The sequence below is a fragment of the Acinetobacter sp. YH01010 genome, assembly GCF_013420775.1.
Lineage (GTDB): Bacteria > Pseudomonadota > Gammaproteobacteria > Pseudomonadales > Moraxellaceae > Acinetobacter > Acinetobacter amyesii.
The window spans coordinates 17,843-41,590 of record NZ_VOYF01000008.1; the positions used below are offsets into that span (position 1 = coordinate 17,843).

Here is a 23,748-nt window from a genome sequence, read left to right on the forward strand (position 1 = left end):
ACTATTTTTTGACATTTGTTGCTGATTTTACAGCCCAAATGTACGGGTGTTTGTTACAATGAACGCCTATTTTAAACTGTTAGATGGAAAATTAACATGCTGTCTCGTTTGGTTCGACAAATATTACAGGCAACAGTCTATGACGTTGCAATCGAAACCCCACTCGAAGCAGCGCCACGAATTAGTGAAAAACTAAACAATAACATTCGCTTTAAACGCGAAGATTTACAACCTGTCTTTTCTTTCAAGCTACGCGGTGCCTACAACCGTATTAGTCAATTACCGAAATCTCAGTTGGAACGTGGCGTTATTACTGCTTCTGCAGGTAACCATGCTCAAGGCGTGGCGTTATCTGGTAAAAAGTTGGGTATTCGCGCCATTATTGTTATGCCTAAAACCACACCAGACATTAAAGTACAAGCGGTTAAACGCTTAGGTGGTGAGGTAGTTCTGCATGGTGATTCTTTTGACGTAGCCAATAAATATGCAATCCAATGTGCAAAAGATGAAGGTATGACCTTTATTCCACCTTATGACGACGAACTCGTTATGGCCGGTCAAGGAACCATTGCCAACGAAATTTTGCGTCAATGGCGTGATGTAGAGTATGTATTTGTTGCTGTTGGCGGTGGCGGTCTCATTGCCGGTGTAGCTGCTTATTTAGGTGATGTGGCACCGCATGTTAAAGTCATTCCTGTTGAATATGACGAATCAGCATGTTTAAAAGCAGCCTTTGAAGCTAATGAACGTGTCATTCTTCCATCTGTTGGTCTTTTTGCCGACGGTACAGCAGTTGCACAAATTGGTGAAAAACCATTTGAAGTGATTCAGCTACAAAAATCAGATAACTCAGGCCCAATTGTTGAGCGTGACGTTATTTTGGTGAATACAGATGAAATCTGTGCTGCAATTAAAGATACCTTTGATGAGTGCCGCAGCATTGTAGAGCCGTCAGGTGCAATGGCGCTTGCAGGTATTAAGAAGTATGTTGCAGAGCATGGTCTAGAAAATAAAAATATGGTGTCGATTGTATGCGGCGCTAATATGAACTTTGACCGTCTGCGCTACATTGCAGAACGTACTGAACTGGGTGAACGTAAAGAAGCGATCTTTGCTGTGACCATTCCAGAAGAAAAAGGTTCATTCCTCCAATTCTGCCGCGCACTACAAGGCCGTAACATCACTGAGTTTAACTACCGCGCAAGCTACTCAAGTGCCGCTCAAGTGTTTGTGGGTATTAGTCTCAAAAATGGCGAAAAAGAACGTCAGGAAATTTTTGAAACCTTAAAATTCCAATACGATGTAGACGATCTTTCAGACGATGAAGTGGCTAAACTCCATATCCGTTATTTAATTGGCGGTCATGCCGATATCGAGAATGAACGCCTATTCCGCGTGGAATTCCCTGAACGTCCAGGCGCATTACTGACTTTCTTAGAACGTCTAGGCCCAACGCATAACATCACCCTATTCCACTACCGTAACCACGGTGCTGCGGAAGGTCGTGTATTGGTGGGTATGGAAGCAACGGATGCGAAACAAAACCCAGATGGTTTGATTGAAACATTGGAAAATATTACCTATCCATATGTTGAGATTACCAATAACCTCGGTTATCAACGTTTCTTGAAATAAGTAAAATTTCTATATGAAAGCTGGGATCTAGGTTCCAGCTTTTTTATTTGCATCAACTATTTCCTGAATCAAAATAAATAAATTCATCAAATTAATTCATCAACGCTGTCATTGTTGTTAATTTAACCATACCCTATAATCCATTGAAAATAAAACAAAATGGATATTTAAAATTGAATTTTTATGCCTTATTTATGATCGCTATTGTAGGTTTAGGTGGATATTTTTATGCATATCCGGCTTATCAACTTAAGCAAGAGGAAGATAAGATTCGTCAAAGTATGAAACAAATTCCAAATCAGTCCCGTACGCAAAATCTAGAAAATATTTACGGCTATACCGCGCAAGCTGAAATGTTGAATCAATATCCAAATTACATTGTATATATTCGCTTTGATGAGCTAAGTGATCAAACCGCTCCCGAACCTGTTCAAGCCATCATCCGTGAATTTTCATGCGATGGCTTAAACCGTTTAAAGAACAATTCTGAGCTCGTTCGTAAAGCCACCTTAAATGTCATTAAAGAAGATCAGCATCAATTTCAATACATTCTAAAAAATAAATTAGGCTATGAAATTTTTAAATACCAACAAGTTATGGATAATTGCCCCAATATTGTTGAACTTTATGCCTATCAAAATGCTGAAGAAATTAAAAATTAGAGCTTTTCGGTTTAGATGGATTATGTAAATTTCCATAGCCGCTCCAGGCTGAACAAGCTAACATCAACATATTCAATAACTTTAGAATAATTTAGGAATACGGCATGGCTCAATTCGCTGTGATTGGCTTAGGAAGTTTTGGCGCAACTGTAGCCACTGAACTCATGGGTTTAAAACACGATGTCATTGGAATCGATAGCAACAAAAAGTTTGTTGAAAGTATTTCGGACCAACTGACCCATGCAGTGATTGCTGACGCAACAGATGAGCACGTTTTACATGAACTCAATATTCAAAATTGTGAAGCCGTCGTAGTCGCAATTGGTGAAGATATTGAAGCCAGCATCTTATGTGTGCTCCATCTTAAAAACATGGGGATCAACAAAATTTGGGCCAAAGCCAAGTCCAAAGCGCATCACATGATTTTAACCCATTTAGGCATCAGCAAAATCATCCATCCTGAAGAAGATATGGGTGTCCGTGTTGCTCAGTCACTAAGTTATCCAATGGTGAGCCGCTACATGGTGCTCGAAGATGACCATTATTTGGTGAAAGTTGAAATTAAAGAATCACAACAAGGCACGCGTTTAAATCAAATAATGGATCATGTCCCTGAAGTGAAGACGATTTTGCATAAACGTGGCACCGAGCTTCAATATAGTTTAGATCCGAACCTGATTTTACAAACAGGCGATATTTTAGTGGTTGAAGGTTTACTCGAACATTTACGTCGACTGGCTAAACACTTTAAAGCAACTTTGTAATCAGCGTCGAGCTCCTTTTGCACATAATCACGCAAGATGACAGTAAAAAACATGAAACTGCACAATAAACAGCGTAATACCATTAATCTCAGCCCACCCAGTATTTTGGCATTGGGTTTTCTTGGGCTCATTATCATTGGCACCTTGCTGTTAAAGCTCCCATATTCACATCATGGTGATTTAAGTTGGATCAATGCCCTCTTTACAGCGACCTCTGCCGTAACCATTACTGGACTTTCAGTTGTGAATGTCGGCGAAGCCTATACGGTGTTCGGTAAAGTCGTGATTATGGGTTTACTACAATGCGGTGGTCTCGGTTTTATGACCTTTGCGATATTGGCCGCTATGAGTTTGTCCCCTAAAATTGGGCTAAAACAACAAATTATGGCTCAAGAAACCATTGGACAAACCAGTCTTGCCAAAGTGACCATGACTATTAAAGGCGTACTGCTTTATTCGCTATTTTTTGAAATGGTGGGAACGGTTATTTTGACCATCGCTTGGATGCAAGAATACAATTTTAACCAGGCCCTGTTCTATGCTGCCTTTTATAGTGTTTCAGCATTTAATAATGGTGGATTTTCATTATTTCCCAATAGTTTAATGAGCTTTGCTGACCGTTATTTCATTACGTTTACCATCAGTATGCTTTACATTATTGGGGGTATCGGCTTTTTGGTACTGATGGACATTAAGCGCAATAAAAGTTGGAAAAAACTCAGTACCAATAGCAAGCTGATTTTATCGACTATTGCGGGTTTAAATGTCTTTGCCTTCATCACCATTTGGTTATTAGAAGCTAATAATGCTGCTACCTTAGCTACGATGTCACTTGGTGACCAAGCCCTAAATGCTTGGTTCCATGCAACTGTTCCGCGCTCTTCGGGTTTTAACAGCTTACCCATGGAAAGCATGAGCGATGCATCTTCACTGATCACGATGTTACTGATGTTTATTGGTGGTGGTTCTCTCAGTACAGCTGGTGGCATCAAAGTCGGGACGTTTATTATTGTTGTACTCAGTGTGGTCAGTTTTTTAAGACGTGAAGATGAACTGCGTGTGTTTAACCACTCTGTTTCTGAAAAAACGACCTTTAAAGCATTAGCGGTGATTTTCATTACAGTGACGTTGATTTTCATTGGTTTTTTCAGTCTCTTAGTACTAGAGCCTGACAAACGCTTTTTAGACTTACTCTTTGAAGCTGTATCCGCTGCCTGCACCGTTGGTCTATCTCGTGGCATTACCAGTGACTTACAACCCGCCAGTTTAGTCGCTTTGATGTTATTAATGTTCGCAGGCCGTCTTGGCCCCTTAACACTGGCTTATCTGATTGCTACACCGAAGAAGAGTCGCTTAAAACACCCGCCTTCTGAGATCCAGATTGGTTGATTTGTACATTTTCTCTCAGCTATAAAAAAACCACGCCGCAGCGTGGTTTTTTTATTTACTGATGTTACATAGTAACATCAGTAGCGTAATTTGATTCAAATGAAAGAACGATACGCGGTAAGGTCATCCGCAAGTGTTTGAGACAGGATGACTTCTAATCAAAAATGTTTTTGCGATACTTTAAATAAATAGACGCTAGAGAGCGAGTTTTGCGGATGACAATGGTTTTGGGTACTTTTGCCGAAACAAAAGTACCTCCAGCCGAAGGCTAATCCCTTTATTCAATCCCTAGATATAAGACTCCGTCGATTAGACTTAAAAGCATCTTAAAAATGCGAAATTACTTTTACGTCCGTAAATTAATTATTGAGCAATCATTAAAACCAATTCATTAATGACACACCGACACCGACATAGGTTGCCCGATGGTTATAGTCAATCAGGCTTTCACCATAGCCATCAAACAATTGAACTGTGCCGCGCAATTTACCATTGATTGGGAAAGTCCAATCAAACTGCACAGCACCATGTGAGTCATCACCACCTTTCAGTGAATGACGTAACATCAAACTAAAATCATGATCTTTATGACGATAAAATGCTGTTAAATCTCCACGTCCCACATAATCGGTAATATCTGGGTTGTTATCATCTTTGGTATCTTCTTCGAAACGATACCAAGGACGTAACATCAGTGCAAAATTGTCACGTTCAAATCCTAGATTTAACATGACACGGTTCCAACTCCGCGATAAGGGATCAGAACGCCCATTAGACTGATGGTTAAAAGTTAAGCCCAGCATACGCCAGTTCAAACCCAAGAGTTCATAGTTGGTACGAAAAACCAGACTGGCTTCAGGTTCATAGTTGGTTTCACGGAATGGTCGAGATTCATCTTCGTTATAGACTTGCCAACGAGAAGACTGGGTATAGCCCAACCAGATATCACCATTATCACCAAATAAGTTTTCAACAGCTTTGGTTTTTAATGACAATTGGAACTTGGCTTCCATCGATTTCAGGTTTTGTTCCTGATCGGCTTGTACCGTGTTGTTTTCATTCGGGCTTGATGGACGTTCATTTTTATCTGAAGTCCAGTATCCCGGCATTAAATACACAGGTTGATAGCCACGAATATTCCACGTCCCTAATTTACTCTCTGGAGAAAGTTCCCAACGACTATCCAATAATGAAAGATTTGGATTGAGGTTCGGTGCTTCTACAGCAAATAAACGGTCCGTAAACGCATGACTGACTTTTTCTTTGAAAGTCAGCTTTTCAGTCGGCTCAGGTTTAATTTCTTGGGCGGCTTGGCGCTCAGAAACCAACATTTCTTTTTCAGCAGGTTGCACTTTAAACAAAGCGTCATAACACGATAATCGCTCTGCATTTGACTCAAGTGCCACACATGCTTCAGCGGTAGCTGGTTTAACAGCCACTTCCGCATTTTGCGCATTTACAGTATTGACATACATTGAACTGAGCGCAATGAGGCTCAGTTGCAATGTCGTACGCTCAAGAGATTTGAACGCCATAAAAACCCCTTTTTTGTTTTAATTCACTTGTTTTATTTCGAAACCAAGCTCAACCAAAGCATCTCGCTTAGCCACCGGTGCAACCACAGCTTTTGTCGGTTGTTGTTCAACCAAGTACGCCACAGCAACACGTTTTAGATCTTCCAAAGTCACATTCAAAAGACGTTCACGTAACATTTGACGGAAAGCTGGCGTGCGTTTATGCAATAAAGCATAACAAGCTGTAATAGCTTCACCCGCTGGTGACCCTGGTTTATCCATGCTGGCAATCAGACCCAAAATCGCTTCTTCTAGCTGATGCGGTTGTTGTTCAGCATTCAGTAGCCACTGCACACTTGCGTCAAAATCTTTAAACGTTTCAGCTAAACGTGGGTCACGGTAGCTATAGAAACGGAATGAACATGCATTACCGTCATAGCTTGCACCACCACCATAAGCACCACCTTTTTCACGAATCGCGCTATGCAAGAAGCCATTACGTAGATAAGCCGCCAAAATCATTAAAGGTGCTGCATCTGGATGTGACACTTCCACCGCAGGATATGCTGAAGCGCAGAACTGAACATTGGCTTGAATGAGCCAAGCTTCGTCATTGTTGCTATCTGCAAAATTCACTTGAGTTAAATCATGTGGGTTATCGTCAATCGCCACTTTATCCCAAATGGTTTGAACTTCCTCAACCAATCGGTCTGAATGATGCTCCTCACACACCACCAAGAATTGTTTTGGTGCTTTAAGCAAACGGTTATGAATTAACTTAAGCTCATCAATCAAGGCATTATAAGCCGTGTCGTCTTGCTCAATTTTGCTGACAAGTTCTGACAGCCAGTTCAGCGCGCCTAGGCCTGTATTATGATAATCACGTAGCGCCAATGCACTATGTTGCCGACCTGCAATTTGCATTGCATAACTATGACCAGAACCAGATACACGTGACTGCCAACGTGCTTTACGTTGTTGCAATAACTCTACGATACGATTTTTTTCATCAAAACGTAGCTGTTCAAAAGCCAATTTCAATAAGCGAATGGCTTCAAGATTATTCACCAATGATTTAGTGGTCAACGTTAGCCAAGCACTAATTTGACCTTTATCATCCACTTTTGAACGCAGCGATGCACCCATACCTAAACCGCCACTCACAGCTGTTTGCAACTGTTGTAGCTCTAAGTAGTCGTATTCACCTGCACCAACTTCACCCATCAAAATCGATAAAAGATTGAAATACGGCGATTGCACCACTTCATCAGGAATCTGAATCAAAACTTGTTGGTAATAAAGACCATTGGTGCCTGCGTGGTAAAGATTTAACGGCGTATCCAAGCCATTACTGATAATTTCGCGTAATTGACCTTGTACAATCTGTAATTGTGCAGGAACGTCTTCTAAACCTACTTTAGGCAATAGGTTCAAATCATCTGGGGTATCTTGACGAATGTTCAGTGCTTCAGTCTGCGCAATAATCTCTGCTTTTTGCGCTTCAGTTAAGTTCGCATCAATTTCTTTTAAACGTGCTTTTTCTGCTGCCGCTTCCAACGCATTTATTTCAGCATCAGGAACCAAAGTTAATTGCACACGATGTTGATTATCTAGCAAGTATGTTTTGATTAAGTTAGATAACCACATTGGGTCTTTCAACTCTTCCTTCACTTGTTCAATGGCCGTATCCACATCCCAAACATCCACAGGGTCTGAATGGTGAATCGCACTGCTTAAACCATTCAGAATTAAGCTTAGGCCATATGGTGTACCATCACCATTGATTTCACGCTGATGCAATTCAATTTGATGCAAAATCGCCTCAACTAAAGCCGGGTCAACAGGCTTAGCCGCAACGTCTTCTAATACTTTAAACACGCCATTTTTAAATTGTTCTGCATGCTCAGGGTTGGAACCTTGAATTGCACAGTAGAACGTCATTTCATAGTTTGAGTCATCTACGCCCATGAATGGACCAGTAGACTGTGCATAACCACAGGTTTCTAAGTAATGACGTAATGGCGAAGCAGAATCTTCAAGCAATACCCCCTCAACCAAACGCATACCTAAACGTAATTTGATATTACTTGCTTCAGGCAATAACCAAGAAAGCACATGATATGTTTTGTCTTTGAGGTCTTCAGCATCAACTGCATACGTTTCAGTTACAGTTACAGGCGCAGTTAAACGACGCTCAGGTTTTGAATATAGCATTTGACCTTTTTCAAATTTTGACAAAGCAAGCGTTTCAAACTGTTCTTGTAAATTATATGCAGGCTCATTACCAAAGGTCATAAACACCGCATTACTTGGGTGATAATGTGATTTGTAGAAACTGACCAACTCTTCATAGCTTAAGTCAGGAATGTCTTTAGGATCACCACCTGAGTTGTAATGATAAGTTGTTTCTGGGAATAAATGATGGGCAAGTTGGTGATACAATTGATCTGAAGGTGAACTCATGGCACCTTTCATTTCATTAAATACCACGCCTTTATATACAGCTTCGCCATTTTCTAGCTCAATACGAATCCCTTCTTGCGCAAAATCAAGCGGGTTCAAATTCGCAGCAAAAGCAGCATCCATATAAACTTCTAACAAGTTTTGGAAATCTTTTTTGTTTTGCGTTGCAAATGGATATGCCGTCCAATCCGCTGCGGTAAACGCGTTCATAAACGTATTGAGTGAACGACGAATCATTAAAAAGAATGGGTCACGTACAGGGAACTTTTCTGAGCCACACAGTGCCGTATGCTCAAGAATATGCGCCTCACCTTTTGAATCCATCGGCTGCGTACGGAAGGCAACTAAAAATACGTTTTCGTCATGGTTTGTGGCTAAGTGATAATGCACTGCGCCAGTCACTTTGTGTTTATATTCAGACACTAAAATGTCTAAAGCTTCAACATGATGTTGACGAATCAACTGAAACGCGGGATGTACAGTTTGAGAAATGGTTTCAGTGACATCTACAGTCATGTGTGCTCCTAATCTATTCATTTAAATTAGGCAAAGTATACCTTAAAAAATCACAACTAGATTCACCGAAACAACATTTCCAACTGTTTTAATCAACTTGAACTTTAATTTTAAAAATCACTTGTTTTCGCACTAAAACATTTAGACAGATTTTATGGATTGCCTATCATTTCGTGTTGACCAATAGACGCAAATCACAATCGCCAATAACAATACAAAAGAAGCCATAAAGCGACTTAAATCCAATCCACCTGAACTGATGGGCTTATCTAAAAAATCCCCAACAACTGCACCCAATGGACGTGTCAAAACAAAAGTGGCCCAAAATAAAATCGTCTTTGAGACCCGATTAAAAAAGTACAACAACGCCATCAATAGAATTAAACCACCAAATAGCCAAATGCCACCGCTATAGCCTAATCCTGCACTATCGGAAGTCCAGTCCCCCAAAGCTGTACCTAGCGTTTGAGAAAATGTAATCGTCAACCAATAAAAGATCTGTGTGCGCGGCAAATTCACTACACTTGGATTGATTGACCCTTCGACTCGATACCAACTAAAAAGCGATATGAGCACCAAACCCAGCAACAGCAAACTACCACCCAAGTAGCCAATCCCTAAAGAACGATCTACAAAATCCGCTAAAGTCGTACCGACCGTAGTACTGGCAATAATCGTGGCCCAATATAAATAAGGTTTATAGGCTTTGGACTGTATTTGAAAATACAGCAGACTGATAAATATGCCTGCGAAAATAAAGGTACTGAGTAAATAGCCCAAATTTAAGGACATGGACAGTGCATCACCACTGGTTTCACCAAAGGTGGTCGCAAAAATTTTAGTCAACCAAAACAGTGCGGTAATCTCAGGGACTTTTTTAACGTAGTCTTGTAGCTCAAGCGCTTGCATATGCATCACTCTATGCAGTTATTTTGATGCTTATATCTTCGATAACTAAAATGAATTTTTGCTTAAAACTTTGCTTAAAATAAAGCACTCTTTTTTTGAATTACTAAATGAAAAAAAAGCACCCGATATCGGATGCTTCATTTACAGTGTTTACTTTCTATTTTTGGATTTAAAACTAAACTAGATATTTGAAATAATTATAATTTGGATGACTTTCAACATAGACATAATTCTGCTTTTGATAGAATTTTGCAGCATTTTTAAGTTCTGTATTTAAGCACAGTGCAGAAAAATGCTTTTTCGCACCCTTTTCCAATTCCACCAATAGCTGCTTACCCACGCCATGCTGACGGTACTGCGGATGCACATAGAAACGGCGAACTCGTCCAATCCGTTCTTCTACACCAGTATCACCCCATTGCTGATTTAAACCGCCACAAGCAATTAATTTATCGCCATCATAAGCAAGCAATAATTGCTCACCCGTTTGGTCAAAACGATTTTTACCACTTTGATATTCTTCAATTAAACGGTGTATAAATGTATAGCCTTCATGCTGCGCCAAAGCAGCAATATTTTCGATTTGAGCAGGAAGTTGCTCTGCTGGACGAATCGTAATTTCCATATATTCACACTTTTAATCTGTTATCTATTTATGATGACCAAATCATCTTGATTCAGTCTGAACACCCTATAGCTCTATAAAAGTAAAATTTTTCGATTTGCACAATAGCAAAGCTGATTAAAACGGCAACTAATTCAAAAAAAATGTAAAAATATAATGGATTTGCCCGATTTTTATACACACCTGTCCTTTAATTGAATTTTCTTCAACAAACTACAGCAATCCTGAGCATTCGTGTAAACTTAGCACTTTCATTTTTTTGATGTGAACATACAACATGGCAACTGTTGACCTTTTTGCAATTGGTAATGCACTTATTGACCAAGAATTTAAAGTCTCTGACGAATTCCTAATTCAACACAATCTGCAAAAAGGTACGATGCAACTGACAGATGGTGATACTCAAGCAGCCCTTTATAACAATCTAAAAGCGACTCAAGAATATAAAGGTCAAGCTTCTGGTGGTTCTGCAGCAAATACAACGGTTGCTTTTAGTGCTTTAGGCGGAACTGCATTTTATGGTTGTCGTGTCGGCAATGATGACTTAGGTCAAATTTACCTAAATGGTTTAAACGACGCAGGTATCCAAACTGCAACTCAATCAATCAGTGAAGGTGTAACCGGCACATGTATGGTATTGGTCAGCCCTGATTCTGAACGTACGATGCATACTTACCTCGGTATTACTGCTGAATTAACTGATAGCCAAATTGATTTTGGCAGCTTAAATACTGCGAAATGGTTATATATCGAAGGTTATCTTTCAACATCAGATAGCGCGCGTCTTGCGGTAAAACAAGCACGTCAAATCGCCAAAGCCAATGGTGTACAAATTGCATTGACCTTATCTGATCCAGCAATGGTGCAATATGCACGTCAAGGTCTAGATGAATTACTCGATGATGGCGTGGACTTATTGTTCTGTAATGAACAAGAAGCACTGATGTATACAGAAACAGATCATTTAGATGCTGCACTTACGAAATTGCAATCACTAAGCAAACACATTGTCATTACATTAAGTGCCAAAGGTGCCTTAATTCATAATGAAGCCGCAACATTTACCGTGCCAGGTCGTAAAGTTACCGCAGTAGATACCAATGGTGCTGGTGATGCTTTTGCTGGTGCTTTCCTATATGCACTCAATGCAGGTCATGACTATCAAACGGCTGCTGAACTTGCCATCTTGATTTCAAGTGAAGTTGTGGCTCAGTTTGGTCCACGCCTAGCAGTTGAAGACTATGCTCAGCTTTTACAATCATTTCAGAAGGAATGTGCTTAATGTTTAAAATTTGCATGACGGATGATGTGCCTGAACGTGAAGCACGATCATTCGAAACGCCTGAAGGTGAAACGATTTTTATCACCCAACGTGATGGCATGTTTTACGCTTATCAAAATAACTGCCCACACTTGCACGTGGAACTTGAGTTTCTAGAAAATCAGTTTCTAGATCGTGACCAAGAATTTATTGAGTGCTCAACACATGGCGCCCTGTTTATGGTCGAATCTGGGGAATGTATTTCTGGCCCATGCCAAGGTCAAGCCCTTGAAAAAGTGAACATTAACGTGCATTCTGATGGTGGAATCTACCTCACAGAAGAATAAACACTGGAATACAACCATGTCCGCATTTTTAACAGACTATAACTTAATACCCTTTCATTTAAGTTTATTGGCCGTACTGTTATTGGGCATGGTTGAAACCATTGGCTACTATATCAATATTAGTCCTAGCCAAGTTTTAAAAAGAGTCGCTCCTCAGCGCATACAAGAGTTGGCATTATTGAATGTCAAATTTTCCAAGACTCTGATTTTGTTCTTTCTACTGATGAATTTTAGCTTTGCAGGCTATGTACTTCAGTTTTGCATCCATGCCAAAGAAGGTCAATTCGTTCCAGCTTATTATTTAATTTTACCTGCGTTGATCATTGCCATATTCTTTACGGTATTTATGATTCATTGTTTGGATCAGGTTGTCCCACCCAAATATAAAAAACAAACGGTTAATTTACTCGGTCGTCTAGCCACCATTTCAAGTGGAAATGCCCGTCCCGGCTTTTCCGCTCAAGCTCGTGTGCGTGATGAGTTTGGTCAACTACATTATGTGCAAGTTGAGCCAGAATTTGGTGAGTTAGAGTTTCAGTCGAAAATCATTTTGATTCGTCAAAAAAAATCACACTATATTGGCAAAAAAATCAGTGTGTCGAACCGTTTATTTAATCCATCTTAGCGTCATATTGTTATCATTTTTCAAATCAAAAAAAAGCTAGTGTTCACTGGCTTGTATTCAATCAAATACTTAAAGCGATATTTTGATTAACGCTTCAGGAAACCTGAGACCAAATTCATCACTTGTTGAATATCAGCATTAGCTTCTTGCTGATTGGTTTGTCCAGCTTGTGGCGTCAATGAGTCAATAATTTGCGGCAATACCGTTGAAATTGCGCTATATACATCTTGTTTCTGAGTTTGTGTTTCTTGTGCAACTTGCTCCACTTCGGCATCATCAAATAAATTTTGTACTTGTTGATTAGTCACAGCGGCATTATCGCCAGGGCCTGTAGATACCCAATCATCAACCTGACTGCTCAAGCCCTGTCCACGTAATTTATCCAAAGCACCTTGTAGGCCACCTTGTTTTTGAATCCAAGCCAACACTAGAGGTAACACTGCAACTAAAATGGTTGATGCATTACCACCGCTACTACGTTGCTGCGGCTGCGCTGCACCACCCAGTTGGCTCAACACAGAGCCTAGAATTCCACCCAAACCACCCGCTTGGTTTTGAGCATTGGTTTGGGTATTTTGAGTGCCTGCATTTGCACCAAATTGACCCAGCACCGAACCTAAAATACCGCCCAAGCCACCTTGTTGATTTTGATTGTTTGCACCACCAAGGGCCTGCTTTGCTAAAATCTCAACAATATTATTTAAATTTGTCATTTTATTTTTCCCAGTGAAACCTAGATAAACTTAATTACAGCATACGTGGGAAAAGACAGTTTTATCATAAATGTTTGTTAATTTTTGCAATTTCTCGCAGGCTAAGTATTTGTTACCAACGGAATTTATCCCAGTTTTCAGGATTTGCCCAAAATTTAGAGTTAAACCAATCTGGAATGTGTTTATAAGTCAAAATATTAAACTGCCATAAAGCAAAATCACTTTCATGTGTGGTTTTATCAATGAGCTGAGTAAAGCCTAAAGCACGTAATAATTGTTCATCGTGTAATTTACTCACCACCACGATGCGTTTGGCAAATAGGTCACGCAATTTTACCAACATCTGAGTTTTCTGCTGCTGATCCAAACTCAACATCATTTCAGTATCAAGAATCACAAATCCAAGGTCAAAACGCTGGGTAAAAGGCAGATTTAAAAACTCAGTTACGTTAAAATGTTGCCATTGAATTGGATGAAATTGATTGTATTGCTCAAGATCTTGACCAATGCAGATTGCGGTTGAAATGGGCTGCTCTTTTGACAAATCGTCTAGCATAGAAGTGATGACATTTTGTTCAGCCATTGACCGCATCCTTAATAATGAAGTGAGTATTCGTATGGAACTACAAGGCATTTGCCATAAAATGCATGCAGGTCTTAAAGACCTTAGTGTAACTGATCAACATACACACAAGGCAAATGTTGAGTATAAATTTATTCTAGATCGCTCAGAAGTTGATCTACCGTTTAGCCTTGGCCAAGAAATTGAAATTGAAGCCACTGGAAATATCTACTGCATTTCTTGCGGCGCAAAAACGCCTAAATCGTATTCACAAGGTCATTGCTTCAAATGCATGAAGACTAAGGCTGCTTGTGATATGTGCATTATGAAGCCTGAAACCTGTCATTATCATCTCGGGACTTGCCGTGAAGATGATTTTGCCCATGAAGTTTGCTTTCAACCGCATATTGTCTATTTAGCCAATTCGAGTGCCTTAAAAGTGGGGATTACCCGCTTGGGTCAAATGCCTACACGTTGGCTAGACCAAGGTGCGACGCAAGCTTTGCCTATTATGAAAGTTGGTTCACGTCGTTTATCTGGTCAGCTTGAAGTCATGTTTGGTACGCAAGTGGCCGATAAAACCGATTGGCGTAAATTGCTCAAAGGTGAAGCAGAACCGATCAACCTGATCGAAATTCGCGACCAATTAGTGGAAGAATTCGCACCAAAAATTCAGACCATTCGTGAAGAATTTAGCCAAAATTTAGAGTTTAATGAAACCGTTGAACTGCTAGAAGATGAGTTGCCACGCCAATTTATCTACCCGGTAGATGAATATCCTGAAAAAATCAAATCGCATAATTTGGACAAAACACCGATTATTCGAGGAAAATTACAAGGGATTAAAGGTCAGTATCTGATTTTGGATACCGGTGTGATTAATATTCGAAAATACACTGGCTATGAAATTAAAGTACGTACTTAAATCGACTCAAAGTCTAGTTAAGTTTAAAAAAGCGAGATATTTCTCGCTTTTTTACACCTACTCTACCAATCTGATTCATTGAACAGTTGAAAGAAACTTTAAATATGGCAACGCCATTAACTGCTCCGCTTCTAAGATTGGCATATGACCAACATGGTCTAAAATCAGAGGCTTTTCGGCTTTTTTAAATAAGCGTCTCAGTTCTTCTGCTACTTCAACATTGATAATCTGATCTTGCTTCCCCCAGATAATAAACACAGGTGCATCAATGCCTCGTGCAGCCAAAGCAAAGGACTCTGGCGTATACAAGGTGGCCATTTTTTGCAGTTGCTCCACCATTTTATTGGTTTGTCTAGACTGAACGATCATCAACTTTTCTTGCCCAGTTTTTAATTCTTGTGGAATAAAAGGCGGAGATTGCATCACGATCTTCATCACGCGATCAAAATCACCGGTTTTTCTGACCACTAGCTCTGCAAGCTTTGCCGTATCTTTTAGATACGCTGTATTGCTCGACTTAAAGACACCTGCTGAATCCACCAACAATAAAGATTTCACTTCTAAGGGATACTGAGCGCTATAGAGCATGGCAATTGCACCACCCATCGAATGCCCTGCGATATGTAAATTTGGATCTAACTTTGCAGCATCAATAAATCGTCGTAATTTTTCAGTTAAATTTGGAATTGATAGATCAAATTTATCTGTGACAATAGTTTCTCCATGTGCTGGCAGATCTGGAATAATGACATGATAATTGGGCGTTAAATAACGGGCAACGCGGTTCCAATTATCACGCGTGCCTGACAAACCATGTAGCAATAACAGCGTCGGTTTTCGTGGATCTCCTCCTTCACTATATGTCCACTCGATTTCATTATTTTTGACTTTTTTACTGCTCAAGCCCGCCCAAGCTCTTTCCTGCTCTAGAACTTTTTGAAAGTTCAGTTCTGCAGCTTGAATACTACTCGCAACGCAAATTGTTAGTAGCATCAGTATCATGTGTTTAAAATAATGATCCATCCATCGCAATAATCGGTTCTTTAAATGTTTGTATTGAAGCATATACAGAGATGTCATCTGCTTAATCCTTTGTCGTGATGAGTTATTTCGTCTTCATATTATTTTTTTGAGAACTCCAATCTACGATGCTAAAGTCGATATTTCATTTGCCAAATCTTTTAAATAAAAATTATATCTGTCAATTTAAGCCAAAAAACCAGCTCGAAAGCTGGTTTATATTTCTAAGCAAGCCAATCAGACGGTGTCAGTGGAGCTTCAATGAGTAAGCTTGAATATTCAAGCGCAGGCAGCATAGATGGCGGATTTGAAACGTCGCTGCCCAATGCGATCAAATCCTGCTCATCAGTATGCAATACAAATGGGACTTCATTCGCATCCTGTAAAAGCGTATCTAGATTGATCACAGATTGAATCGGCTCAATTTGACTGTCATTTTGGTTTTCACTTTGCTCATCACTTGCCAATAAAATCTCTGTAAGTTCAACAGATGATTCAGGTTGTGCAAGAAACAGTTTAGCTATTGAGATTTCAGGCGATTGAACACCACGACTGTCCTCCGCCACGATTGTTGCAAAGCCACCATTTTGAATCGGGTTATCCATCGACCAAAAACCACTTTCATTGGCATAGGTCACGTACTCTTGACCATTGGCTGTAACAATGATTTTAGCCTGTTGAAATGCATTGCCTTCGAGTTTTTCAGTATTTAGCGTCACTTCTGGCGCCGGCAGTAGATAGCTTGGATTTTCAGGCGAGGTCTGAATAAATGGAAATACCAAGCCAATCGCAGGAGATTGCTGACCAAATTGATCTTCCACAACAATCATCAACATGCCACCATTTGCCACTGGATTTTCTATTGACCAATCACCATTTTCATCGACCTGAATACGATAGACCGCTTGATCCGACTAAATCACAACAGTCGTATTTGGTGCGGCAGTACCTGATATCACCGCGCCAGACTCTAAAATCGTAACAGCTTGCGGTAAAATGATTTGCGCTGTATGCAACGCCTCAGAACGATTACCGTCCTGATCAATTGCCACAACACTTATTGCACCTGTGGTCGTTAAAGGATTGAGCATCGACCAATCGCCATTTACATCAGCAACTGTTATAAACTCTTGCTCACCATAGGTCACAACCACCGTATTTCCTGCATCAGCTTTACCAACCAAATATTCGCCTTTTTCAATTATTTCCGGCATCTTGGGTAGCACACTTGGCTCTGCAATTGGAGCAATCATTATTGCCTCTGAGCGTAAGCCATGATGATTTACCGCATAAATTGTGGCAACTCCACCATCCTTCAGTGGATTATCAATCTGCCGATGTCCTTGTTTATCCACTTTGACGCGTGTAACAGTTTCACCGACTGAAATGATCACCCATGTTTTTGGCTCTGCCGTGCCAGTTATAAGATCATCTAGTCCAGTCACTTCTGGTGTTGAGGGAATATGCTGATGCTGTGTTTTCCCCTGAATCAGCAACTGCTTTATTTCAACTTGTCCCAAAATGTTTTTTAAAATACCGTTTAAATCTCTCATCTTTTGCATAACACCCTCAAATCACATCATTATATTTATTTGGGAAAATGCCTTCCCAAACTCAATTTAAGAGAATTATTTAAATAGTCAATTTTATTTAATCTTTGTTTTTAAAAGTTTTTCTTAAAGTGTGATGCATTAAACTTAAACATAAAAAAACCAGCTCGAAAGCTGGTTTTTTTTAAAGCTGCCTTAATTATTTAATTTTGGCATGATCTTTTAGATAACGTGTGTAGTCATCAAATTCTTGTTGACCACGAAGCTGTTGATAAAGTTTTGTTAACTCATCTAACTGCTCACCCGTTAATGCCGCATCAGATTGTTTGTTCACTGCAGTCACAGCAACCACAACCAATTCATTTGGTAGATTAGTCGTAGTAACAGACCAATGACCTGCTTTCGGCGCTTTTACACTAAATGCAGCACGTTGAATTTCGCGTTTTAACAAACCATCCGCACGAGTGAATGTACCCGCATTTTCAAAGTTTAAACTGCCTTTTGCAACTGAAGCAGCAGGTTTTGCAGCAAACTCTTTTAATGTCGCTTGAATCTGGGCTTTTGCAGCATCAGACGCTTTCTTTTCAATCAACTGAGTTTTCACATGCGCTTTCGCTTCAGCTAAGGTTTGAACACCCGCAGCATGATAGTTACGCACTTTCACCCAAACTACATCACCGTTTTTCAACTGAATGCTCGATGAAACATTACGTTCACCATTTTTAACATCATCGTTAAACAATTTAACTTTGACGTTTGCATCACTTAAAACTGGATGTTGCGATGCTAATGTTAAGCCATTCAATGATTGTACTTTTACGCCTTTCACTTCTTGACCCACGACATCAAGGGCATCACTGCTCACGACCATGTCATTGAGGCTGTTTACAGTGTCAGAAAAAACATTGGCTTTTTTCGAAGCAGCGACTTCTGCTTGTAGACGTGCCTTTTCCTGTTCAAATGAAGCCACTTTTACAGCTGGCGCCACTTTTTCGATCAAGTGATAACCACTGTCTGTTTTCACTGGAGCAGTCACTTGACCAGCTAGAGCACCTTCAACTGCAGCATCAAACGCATCACCAAACACACCTTTTTCATAAGCAACCAGTTCACCACCTTTTGCTTTAGATTCCGGATCTTCAGAGAATTGCGCTGCAGCTTGGTCAAAGCTTAAACCCGCTTTAATTTTAGCTTGAACACTTTCAGCCAGTTTTTTAGCTTCGGCATCTGAACGACTGTCTGCAGTGATCATGATGTGCTTAACGAGTGGTTTAACTGACTTCTGTGCATTCTCAACAAAGCTGTTATACGCTTCTTTCAATTCAGCATCAGTTGCAGCTTCTACAGGTGCAGTAATATTGGCAGGTGTTAATACGACAAAATCTGCATCAATACTGGTTGCTTGCTTAAATTTGTTTTTATGCTGCTCATAATAAGCGGCAATTTCGGCATCAGATACTTTTACATTTTTCTTGTAATTTTCAAGATTAATGCTCGCCAACTGAATACTACGTTGTTCCGTTTGTAAGTTCGCAATTTGCAAGATATCAAGCTTACTCACCAATGCATATTCCATAAATGTTGTAGACAACATTTTTAAAGCATGGTCTTTACGTAAGTTATCAATGAATGTGCGGTTCGTCATACCAATCGATTCGAGGTATCTCCCAAACGCTTCATCTGAAAATTGACCATTGACTTGGAAGCTTGGCTGCTGATGAATCATTTGCACAATTTGTGCATCACTCAAGCTAATGCCTAATTTATCAGCTTGTTGCAATAACAATTGGCGTGAAACCAAAGTATCCATCGCTTTATTGCTAATGAAATTTTGATTCAATAATGTTTCATCACCCTGAGCATATGCCAGATATTGTTCTTTTAATGAGTTCGTCAGTGCTTCGAGTTCTTTTTGAGAAATTTCAGTACCGTTTACAGTCTTTGCTGCATCTTTAGATCCACCACTAAAATATCCTTCAATACCTACAAGTGCTAAAGGGGTCAAAAATAAAACGAGCAAGACCTTGCCCAGCCAACCCTTAATGACTTTACGAAACGATTCCATAAGTATTCCAATATTTTATTTGCGGTGAATTTTAACCGAAAACCCGAGATGAATGAATGCGATATATCAATTAATCACATTTACCAATAAAAAACGCGCCAAATAATGGCGCGTCTCATGTGCTTAATAAGATTAAGCTACAGAATCTTTCAAGCCTTTACCAGCTTTGAAGCTAGGAACTTTGCTTGCTTTGATTTCTAAAGTCGCACCAGTTTGTGGGTTGCGACCAGTACGTGCAGCGCGTTCTTTAACGCTGAAAGTACCGAAACCAACTAAAGTAACTGTATCACCAGCTTTTAATGCATTGGTAACTGCAGCAATTGTAGCATCTAAAGCTTTACCGGCATCGGCCTTAGATAATCCCCCATTTTCGGCAATTGCATCAATTAATTCTGATTTATTCATGAAAATTACGTCCTCTTAATATCGTTTATTTAAGGTTCAAGAATTTGTATAAAACGCCATAACGCCTTTATAGCAATGCTTTAGGGTTAAACGCAATACTCCTCAACCTCTTTTTATAGAATTTTTTGACGAAAAAAACCTTGAAAATTCGATAATAGTAAAAAAGTTAGTGTTTTTTTAGTATTTCGGACCTCAGTTGGGCATTTTCTTCGGCCAATTGGTCAACTTTAGTATGTAATTGAAGTATAAGCCTTTCTAAGTGCTGTAAATCCTTTACAGTCACCAATCCTAAACGGTTTAAAGAATGATTAACACCATTATCTAAAATTTTTTCTACTTTATCTTTCGTATCAGTTACAGATTCTTTGGCTTTTTCTGAAACTTTTTCGACAGTTTGATCTGCAATATCAATCGTTTTGGACTCAAGCTCCTCTCCAACTTTGACTAAAGAGTCAAAAAGCTTATTTCCTTCACCCTCAGCACGTGAAAAAGCACCTAATCCAGCCAACCAAATCTGTTTGGTATATTTACGGAAATCCATTTTAGAGCGACGATCAGAATGACTACGTACGCGAGTTTTAGCGGGCTTTTCTGATGTTTCTTGTGCATCGTCAATTATGCTTTCTGTATTTTCCATAATCCGCACTTCTCCTGATTATTTTATGTGCACAGCAACATGTGATTCTTCATTTTAACAACATAATAGCAAACATATGACTTGATAGATTGATTAAACTGTTCTACAAAGCTGGTGAATTACCAACTTTTTGGTATATTCTAAGTTCCTCTAGAGCAGGATGCTCAATTTCCAGTGCTTTCAGATTTTAACAAGGACATTTTTTTTATGAGTGATACGCAACAAACACAAGCTCAACCACATTTGTTGCTTACTATGACCCTGATTGTTTTAGAAACGATTTTTACTTTCATTTTAAAACATGACCGCGTTGTAGCATTACAAGCTAAAAAATTTGTTGATCAAAAAGTCGCACTTAAGATAAATAGCTATATCCCTTATTTTGATTTTTATGTTCAGTTTACTGAACACGGTATTCTTTTCGACACAAAATCCCCAGATAAAGCGATCGACCTTGATGTCCGTACGACACTAATGGATTTGGTGAAAATCTTTGTCTTTGGTAATCGTAAAAGCATCAAAACCATGCGTATCGATGGTGATGTAGTTCTAAAAGATGAATTTCGTGATCTGGTTTCATTATTTAGTGTGCCGAAAATTTTATCTGACTGGAAACACTGGCTGTCTGAACCTGTCGAAGAAAACGATATCGTTGCGTCTAAAAAACGTATTGCCCCACTTTTAGAAAAAATCGAACAACAACGCTCTAAAATCAACACGCTGCAAGTTGAAGTTAAACAATACAAAAACCGTATTAAGCGTATCGAACGTCGTCAAAAGCGGATTAATATCGCTTTTAGTCTAATATCTGTTCTTTTAATAACGTTATTAGTGTATAATATGTGGTTCAAATAAATATATAATTTTTCAGACAAAATAAAAAAAATAAACAATCTCAAAAAAACTTGACTATTTTAGTCAGGATTCATAAAATCTGCACATCTAGACTTAACATGTGTATCGAATCATGCGCTTAACAACTCGCGGTCGCTACGCAGTGACTGCTCTACTTGATCTAGCTTTGCAGCCAACTGAACAAACGATCACTCTTGCAGAAATTGCAGCTCGTCAAACCATTTCAGTGGCCTATCTTGAGCAGTTATTTGCAAAATTAAAGCGTCACGGCTTAGTTTCCAGCATCCGTGGAGCAAACGGTGGTTATCACCTTGCTCGTAGTGCTGAAGACATCACTGTTTTGGAAATTATTGAAGCTGTAAATGAAACAGTTGATGCAACCCGTTGTGACCACAAAGGCAACTGCCAAAATGGTGCAATGTGCTTGACTCACGATTTATGGCAGGAACTCTCCCACCACATTGCCGATTATCTTGCAAAAATCACCCTTGCTGACCTTGTAGCACGCGATAACGTTCAAACCGTATCTATTCGTCAAAATTCAGCAAACTTTGATTCAGCCCTTTTATCGGTTACAGGTATTTGACATGAAGCGTCCTATTTATCTTGACTATGCAGCAACTACACCTGTAGACCCTCAAGTCGCAGAACGTATGATGGAATGTCTAACGTTTGACGGTACTTTTGGTAATGCAGCTTCTCGTTCTCATGCTTACGGCTGGCAGGCAGAAGAAAAAGTAGAATATGCACGTGAACAAGTTGCTAATCTAGTAAAAGCTGATCCACGCGAAATCGTTTGGACTTCTGGTGCAACTGAATCTGACAACCTTGCGCTTAAAGGTATTGCTCAGTTCTATGCATCAAAAGGCAAGCACATTATTACAAGTAAAATTGAACATAAAGCAATTCTTGATACTTGCCGCGAGCTTGAAGAAGAAGGCTTCGAAATTACTTATCTTGAGCCAGAAGCAAAAACAGGTTTAATTACACCTGAAATGGTTCAAGCTGCCCTTCGTCCAGATACGATTCTTGTATCTTTGATGATGGTGAACAATGAAATCGGTACAACTACAGATGTAGCTGCAATCGGTGAATTGACTCGTGCAAACAAAACTTATTTCCATGTAGATGCTGCGCAAGCTGCAGGTAAAGTAGAAATTGATCTTTCAACAATGAAAGTTGATTTGATGAGCTTCTCTGGCCACAAAATCTATGGTCCTAAAGGCATTGGTGCTCTTTATGTACGTCGTCAACCACGTGTACGTATTAAAGCGCAAATGCACGGTGGCGGTCATGAACGTGGTATGCGTTCAGGTACGCTAGCGACTCACCAAATCGTGGGTATGGGCGAAGCGTTCGAACTTGCCGGCAAAAACCTGCATGCTGAACAAACTCGTATTCGTGTACTTCGTGACAAACTTTGGAATGGCTTACAAGGTCTTGAACAAGTCTTCCTGAACGGTCACCCAGAATACAACGTTGCAAACTATCTAAACGTCAGCTTTAACTTTGTTGAAGGTGAATCGTTAATGATGGCACTTAAAGATTGCGCAGTATCTTCTGGTTCTGCATGTACATCAGCAACTTTAGAACCATCTTATGTACTTCGTGCATTGGGTCTTTCAGACGAATTGGCTCACAGCTCGATTCGTTTCAGCTTTGGTAAATACACCACTGAAGCCGATATTGACCATGTACTTGAAATTACCAAAGCAGCAGTTGAAAAACTACGTGATCTTTCACCGCTTTGGGATATGTACAAAGAAGGTATCGACCTTAATTCTGTAGAATGGGCTGAACACTAATTCATCCCGGTGAGATAGCTTTTATTTTAAGGCTATCTCATTGATTAACGTAATTTCACCCCCATATTAATCTTAAGGCTGACCCCGAGGTTTGGAGAAGCGTCATGGCTTATAGCGAAAAAGTAATTGATCATTACGAAAACCCTCGTAATGTTGGTGTTTTAGACAAAAATGCAGAAAACGTTGGTACAGGTATGGTCGGTGCACCAGCTTGTGGCGATGTTATGCGTCTACAGATTCAAGTTGATGACAACGGCGTAATTGAAGAAGCTCGCTTCAAAACTTACGGTTGTGGTTCAGCAATTGCATCTAGCTCATTAGTAACAGAGTGGCTAAAAGGCAAAACTCTTGATGAAGCTCAAGCAATTAAGAACATTGATATTGCAACTGAACTTGCACTTCCACCAGTAAAAGTACACTGCTCTGTACTTGCTGAAGATGCAATCAAAGCTGCTGTAGAAGACTACCGTAGCAAGAAAGTAAAAGCTTAATTGTTTACGT

Annotated in this window: 24 protein-coding genes; 12 read left to right on the forward strand and 12 right to left on the reverse strand. The window is 39.7% G+C overall.

Annotated features, from left to right (window positions below; genetic code table 11):
• The first annotated feature begins 96 nt into the window (after window positions 1-96).
• The 4 genes from ilvA (at window position 97) to FTT77_RS08765 (ending at window position 4,450) form a co-directional block, all read left to right on the forward strand.
• On the forward strand, window positions 97-1,635 hold the full coding sequence (gene ilvA / locus FTT77_RS08750) for a threonine ammonia-lyase, biosynthetic (RefSeq protein WP_180007812.1): 1,539 nt from the start codon (window positions 97-99) through the stop codon (window positions 1,633-1,635).
• Between the two features lie 194 nt (window positions 1,636-1,829).
• The gene (locus FTT77_RS08755; protein WP_180007813.1) at window positions 1,830-2,297 is read left to right on the forward strand and encodes a hypothetical protein; all 468 of its coding nucleotides are present in this window, start codon (window positions 1,830-1,832) and stop codon (window positions 2,295-2,297) included.
• 104 nt (window positions 2,298-2,401) lie between these two features.
• Entirely contained in the window at window positions 2,402-3,061 is a 660-nt protein-coding gene (locus FTT77_RS08760; protein WP_168378595.1) for a TrkA family potassium uptake protein, read from the forward strand.
• A 51-nt stretch (window positions 3,062-3,112) separates the two neighbouring features.
• Window positions 3,113-4,450, forward strand: coding sequence for a TrkH family potassium uptake protein (locus tag FTT77_RS08765; RefSeq protein ID WP_180109201.1), 1,338 nt, complete (start codon window positions 3,113-3,115; stop codon window positions 4,448-4,450).
• Between the two features lie 377 nt (window positions 4,451-4,827).
• Here the strand turns inward: FTT77_RS08765 and FTT77_RS08770 are convergent, their stop codons facing one another.
• The 4 genes from FTT77_RS08770 to FTT77_RS08785 form a co-directional block, all read right to left on the reverse strand.
• Window positions 4,828-5,985 (reverse strand): phospholipase A, encoded by a 1,158-nt coding sequence (locus FTT77_RS08770; protein ID WP_180106681.1) that lies wholly within the window; start codon window positions 5,983-5,985, stop codon window positions 4,828-4,830.
• Window positions 5,986-6,003: 18 nt separating this feature from the next.
• Entirely contained in the window at window positions 6,004-8,943 is a 2,940-nt protein-coding gene (locus FTT77_RS08775) for an insulinase family protein (protein ID WP_180109200.1), read from the reverse strand.
• A 141-nt stretch (window positions 8,944-9,084) separates the two neighbouring features.
• A complete protein-coding gene (locus FTT77_RS08780; protein ID WP_373685441.1) occupies window positions 9,085-9,852 on the reverse strand; it encodes a hypothetical protein in 768 nt (255 codons plus the stop codon).
• 175 nt (window positions 9,853-10,027) lie between these two features.
• Complete coding sequence (locus tag FTT77_RS08785; protein ID WP_078188654.1) at window positions 10,028-10,477, reverse strand: GNAT family N-acetyltransferase; 450 nt, start codon at window positions 10,475-10,477, stop codon at window positions 10,028-10,030.
• A 277-nt stretch (window positions 10,478-10,754) separates the two neighbouring features.
• On the opposite strand from FTT77_RS08785, the gene FTT77_RS08790 reads away from it, so the two are divergent.
• The 3 genes from FTT77_RS08790 to FTT77_RS08800 are packed head-to-tail and all read left to right on the forward strand — an operon-like array spanning window position 10,755 to window position 12,710.
• Entirely contained in the window at window positions 10,755-11,759 is a 1,005-nt protein-coding gene (locus FTT77_RS08790; RefSeq protein WP_180004657.1) for an adenosine kinase, read from the forward strand.
• Window positions 11,759-12,085: a Rieske (2Fe-2S) protein gene (locus FTT77_RS08795; protein WP_078188656.1), complete on the forward strand. Its 327-nt coding sequence runs from the start codon at window positions 11,759-11,761 to the stop codon at window positions 12,083-12,085. Before FTT77_RS08790 ends, FTT77_RS08795 begins: the two co-directional genes overlap by 1 nt.
• 16 nt (window positions 12,086-12,101) lie before the next feature.
• Complete coding sequence (locus tag FTT77_RS08800) at window positions 12,102-12,710, forward strand: OB-fold-containig protein (protein ID WP_180054377.1); 609 nt, start codon at window positions 12,102-12,104, stop codon at window positions 12,708-12,710.
• An 86-nt stretch (window positions 12,711-12,796) separates the two neighbouring features.
• Here the strand turns inward: FTT77_RS08800 and FTT77_RS08805 are convergent, their stop codons facing one another.
• Window positions 12,797-13,423, reverse strand: a complete 627-nt coding sequence (locus FTT77_RS08805; RefSeq protein ID WP_180054378.1) for a YidB family protein — start codon at window positions 13,421-13,423, stop codon at window positions 12,797-12,799.
• Between the two features lie 112 nt (window positions 13,424-13,535).
• Complete coding sequence (locus tag FTT77_RS08810) at window positions 13,536-14,006, reverse strand: DUF6231 family protein (protein ID WP_168378602.1); 471 nt, start codon at window positions 14,004-14,006, stop codon at window positions 13,536-13,538.
• Between the two features lie 34 nt (window positions 14,007-14,040).
• Between FTT77_RS08810 and FTT77_RS08815 the strand changes: the two genes are divergently transcribed.
• A complete protein-coding gene (locus FTT77_RS08815; protein ID WP_180054623.1) occupies window positions 14,041-14,910 on the forward strand; it encodes a DUF2797 domain-containing protein in 870 nt (289 codons plus the stop codon).
• A gap of 75 nt (window positions 14,911-14,985) precedes the next feature.
• Here FTT77_RS08815 and FTT77_RS08820 read toward each other — a convergent pair whose 3' ends face one another.
• From FTT77_RS08820 to FTT77_RS08845, 6 genes are all read right to left on the reverse strand, one after another.
• Complete coding sequence (locus FTT77_RS08820) at window positions 14,986-15,903, reverse strand: alpha/beta fold hydrolase (RefSeq protein WP_373686707.1); 918 nt, start codon at window positions 15,901-15,903, stop codon at window positions 14,986-14,988.
• A gap of 251 nt (window positions 15,904-16,154) precedes the next feature.
• Window positions 16,155-16,766: a hypothetical protein gene (locus FTT77_RS08825; protein WP_180109199.1), complete on the reverse strand. Its 612-nt coding sequence runs from the start codon at window positions 16,764-16,766 to the stop codon at window positions 16,155-16,157.
• A 78-nt stretch (window positions 16,767-16,844) separates the two neighbouring features.
• On the reverse strand, window positions 16,845-17,492 hold the full coding sequence (locus FTT77_RS08830) for an Ig-like domain-containing protein (protein WP_180109198.1): 648 nt from the start codon (window positions 17,490-17,492) through the stop codon (window positions 16,845-16,847).
• 187 nt (window positions 17,493-17,679) lie between these two features.
• The gene (locus FTT77_RS08835; RefSeq protein WP_180090032.1) at window positions 17,680-19,545 is read right to left on the reverse strand and encodes a SurA N-terminal domain-containing protein; all 1,866 of its coding nucleotides are present in this window, start codon (window positions 19,543-19,545) and stop codon (window positions 17,680-17,682) included.
• Window positions 19,546-19,677: 132 nt separating this feature from the next.
• Window positions 19,678-19,950 (reverse strand): HU family DNA-binding protein, encoded by a 273-nt coding sequence (locus FTT77_RS08840; RefSeq protein ID WP_078188662.1) that lies wholly within the window; start codon window positions 19,948-19,950, stop codon window positions 19,678-19,680.
• 166 nt (window positions 19,951-20,116) lie between these two features.
• A complete protein-coding gene (locus tag FTT77_RS08845; RefSeq protein WP_180109197.1) occupies window positions 20,117-20,587 on the reverse strand; it encodes a phasin family protein in 471 nt (156 codons plus the stop codon).
• Between the two features lie 207 nt (window positions 20,588-20,794).
• Between FTT77_RS08845 and FTT77_RS08850 the strand changes: the two genes are divergently transcribed.
• The 4 genes from FTT77_RS08850 to iscU all read left to right on the forward strand — a co-directional run bounded on the left by FTT77_RS08850 (window position 20,795) and on the right by iscU (window position 23,738).
• Window positions 20,795-21,442, forward strand: a complete 648-nt coding sequence (locus tag FTT77_RS08850; protein ID WP_180109196.1) for a hypothetical protein — start codon at window positions 20,795-20,797, stop codon at window positions 21,440-21,442.
• A 112-nt stretch (window positions 21,443-21,554) separates the two neighbouring features.
• A complete protein-coding gene (locus FTT77_RS08855) occupies window positions 21,555-22,028 on the forward strand; it encodes an Rrf2 family transcriptional regulator (protein WP_078188665.1) in 474 nt (157 codons plus the stop codon).
• Window position 22,029: 1 nt separating this feature from the next.
• The gene (locus FTT77_RS08860; protein ID WP_078188666.1) at window positions 22,030-23,247 is read left to right on the forward strand and encodes an IscS subfamily cysteine desulfurase; all 1,218 of its coding nucleotides are present in this window, start codon (window positions 22,030-22,032) and stop codon (window positions 23,245-23,247) included.
• 104 nt (window positions 23,248-23,351) lie between these two features.
• Window positions 23,352-23,738: a Fe-S cluster assembly scaffold IscU gene (iscU, locus tag FTT77_RS08865; protein WP_078188667.1), complete on the forward strand. Its 387-nt coding sequence runs from the start codon at window positions 23,352-23,354 to the stop codon at window positions 23,736-23,738.
• Window positions 23,739-23,748: the final 10 nt, after the last annotated feature.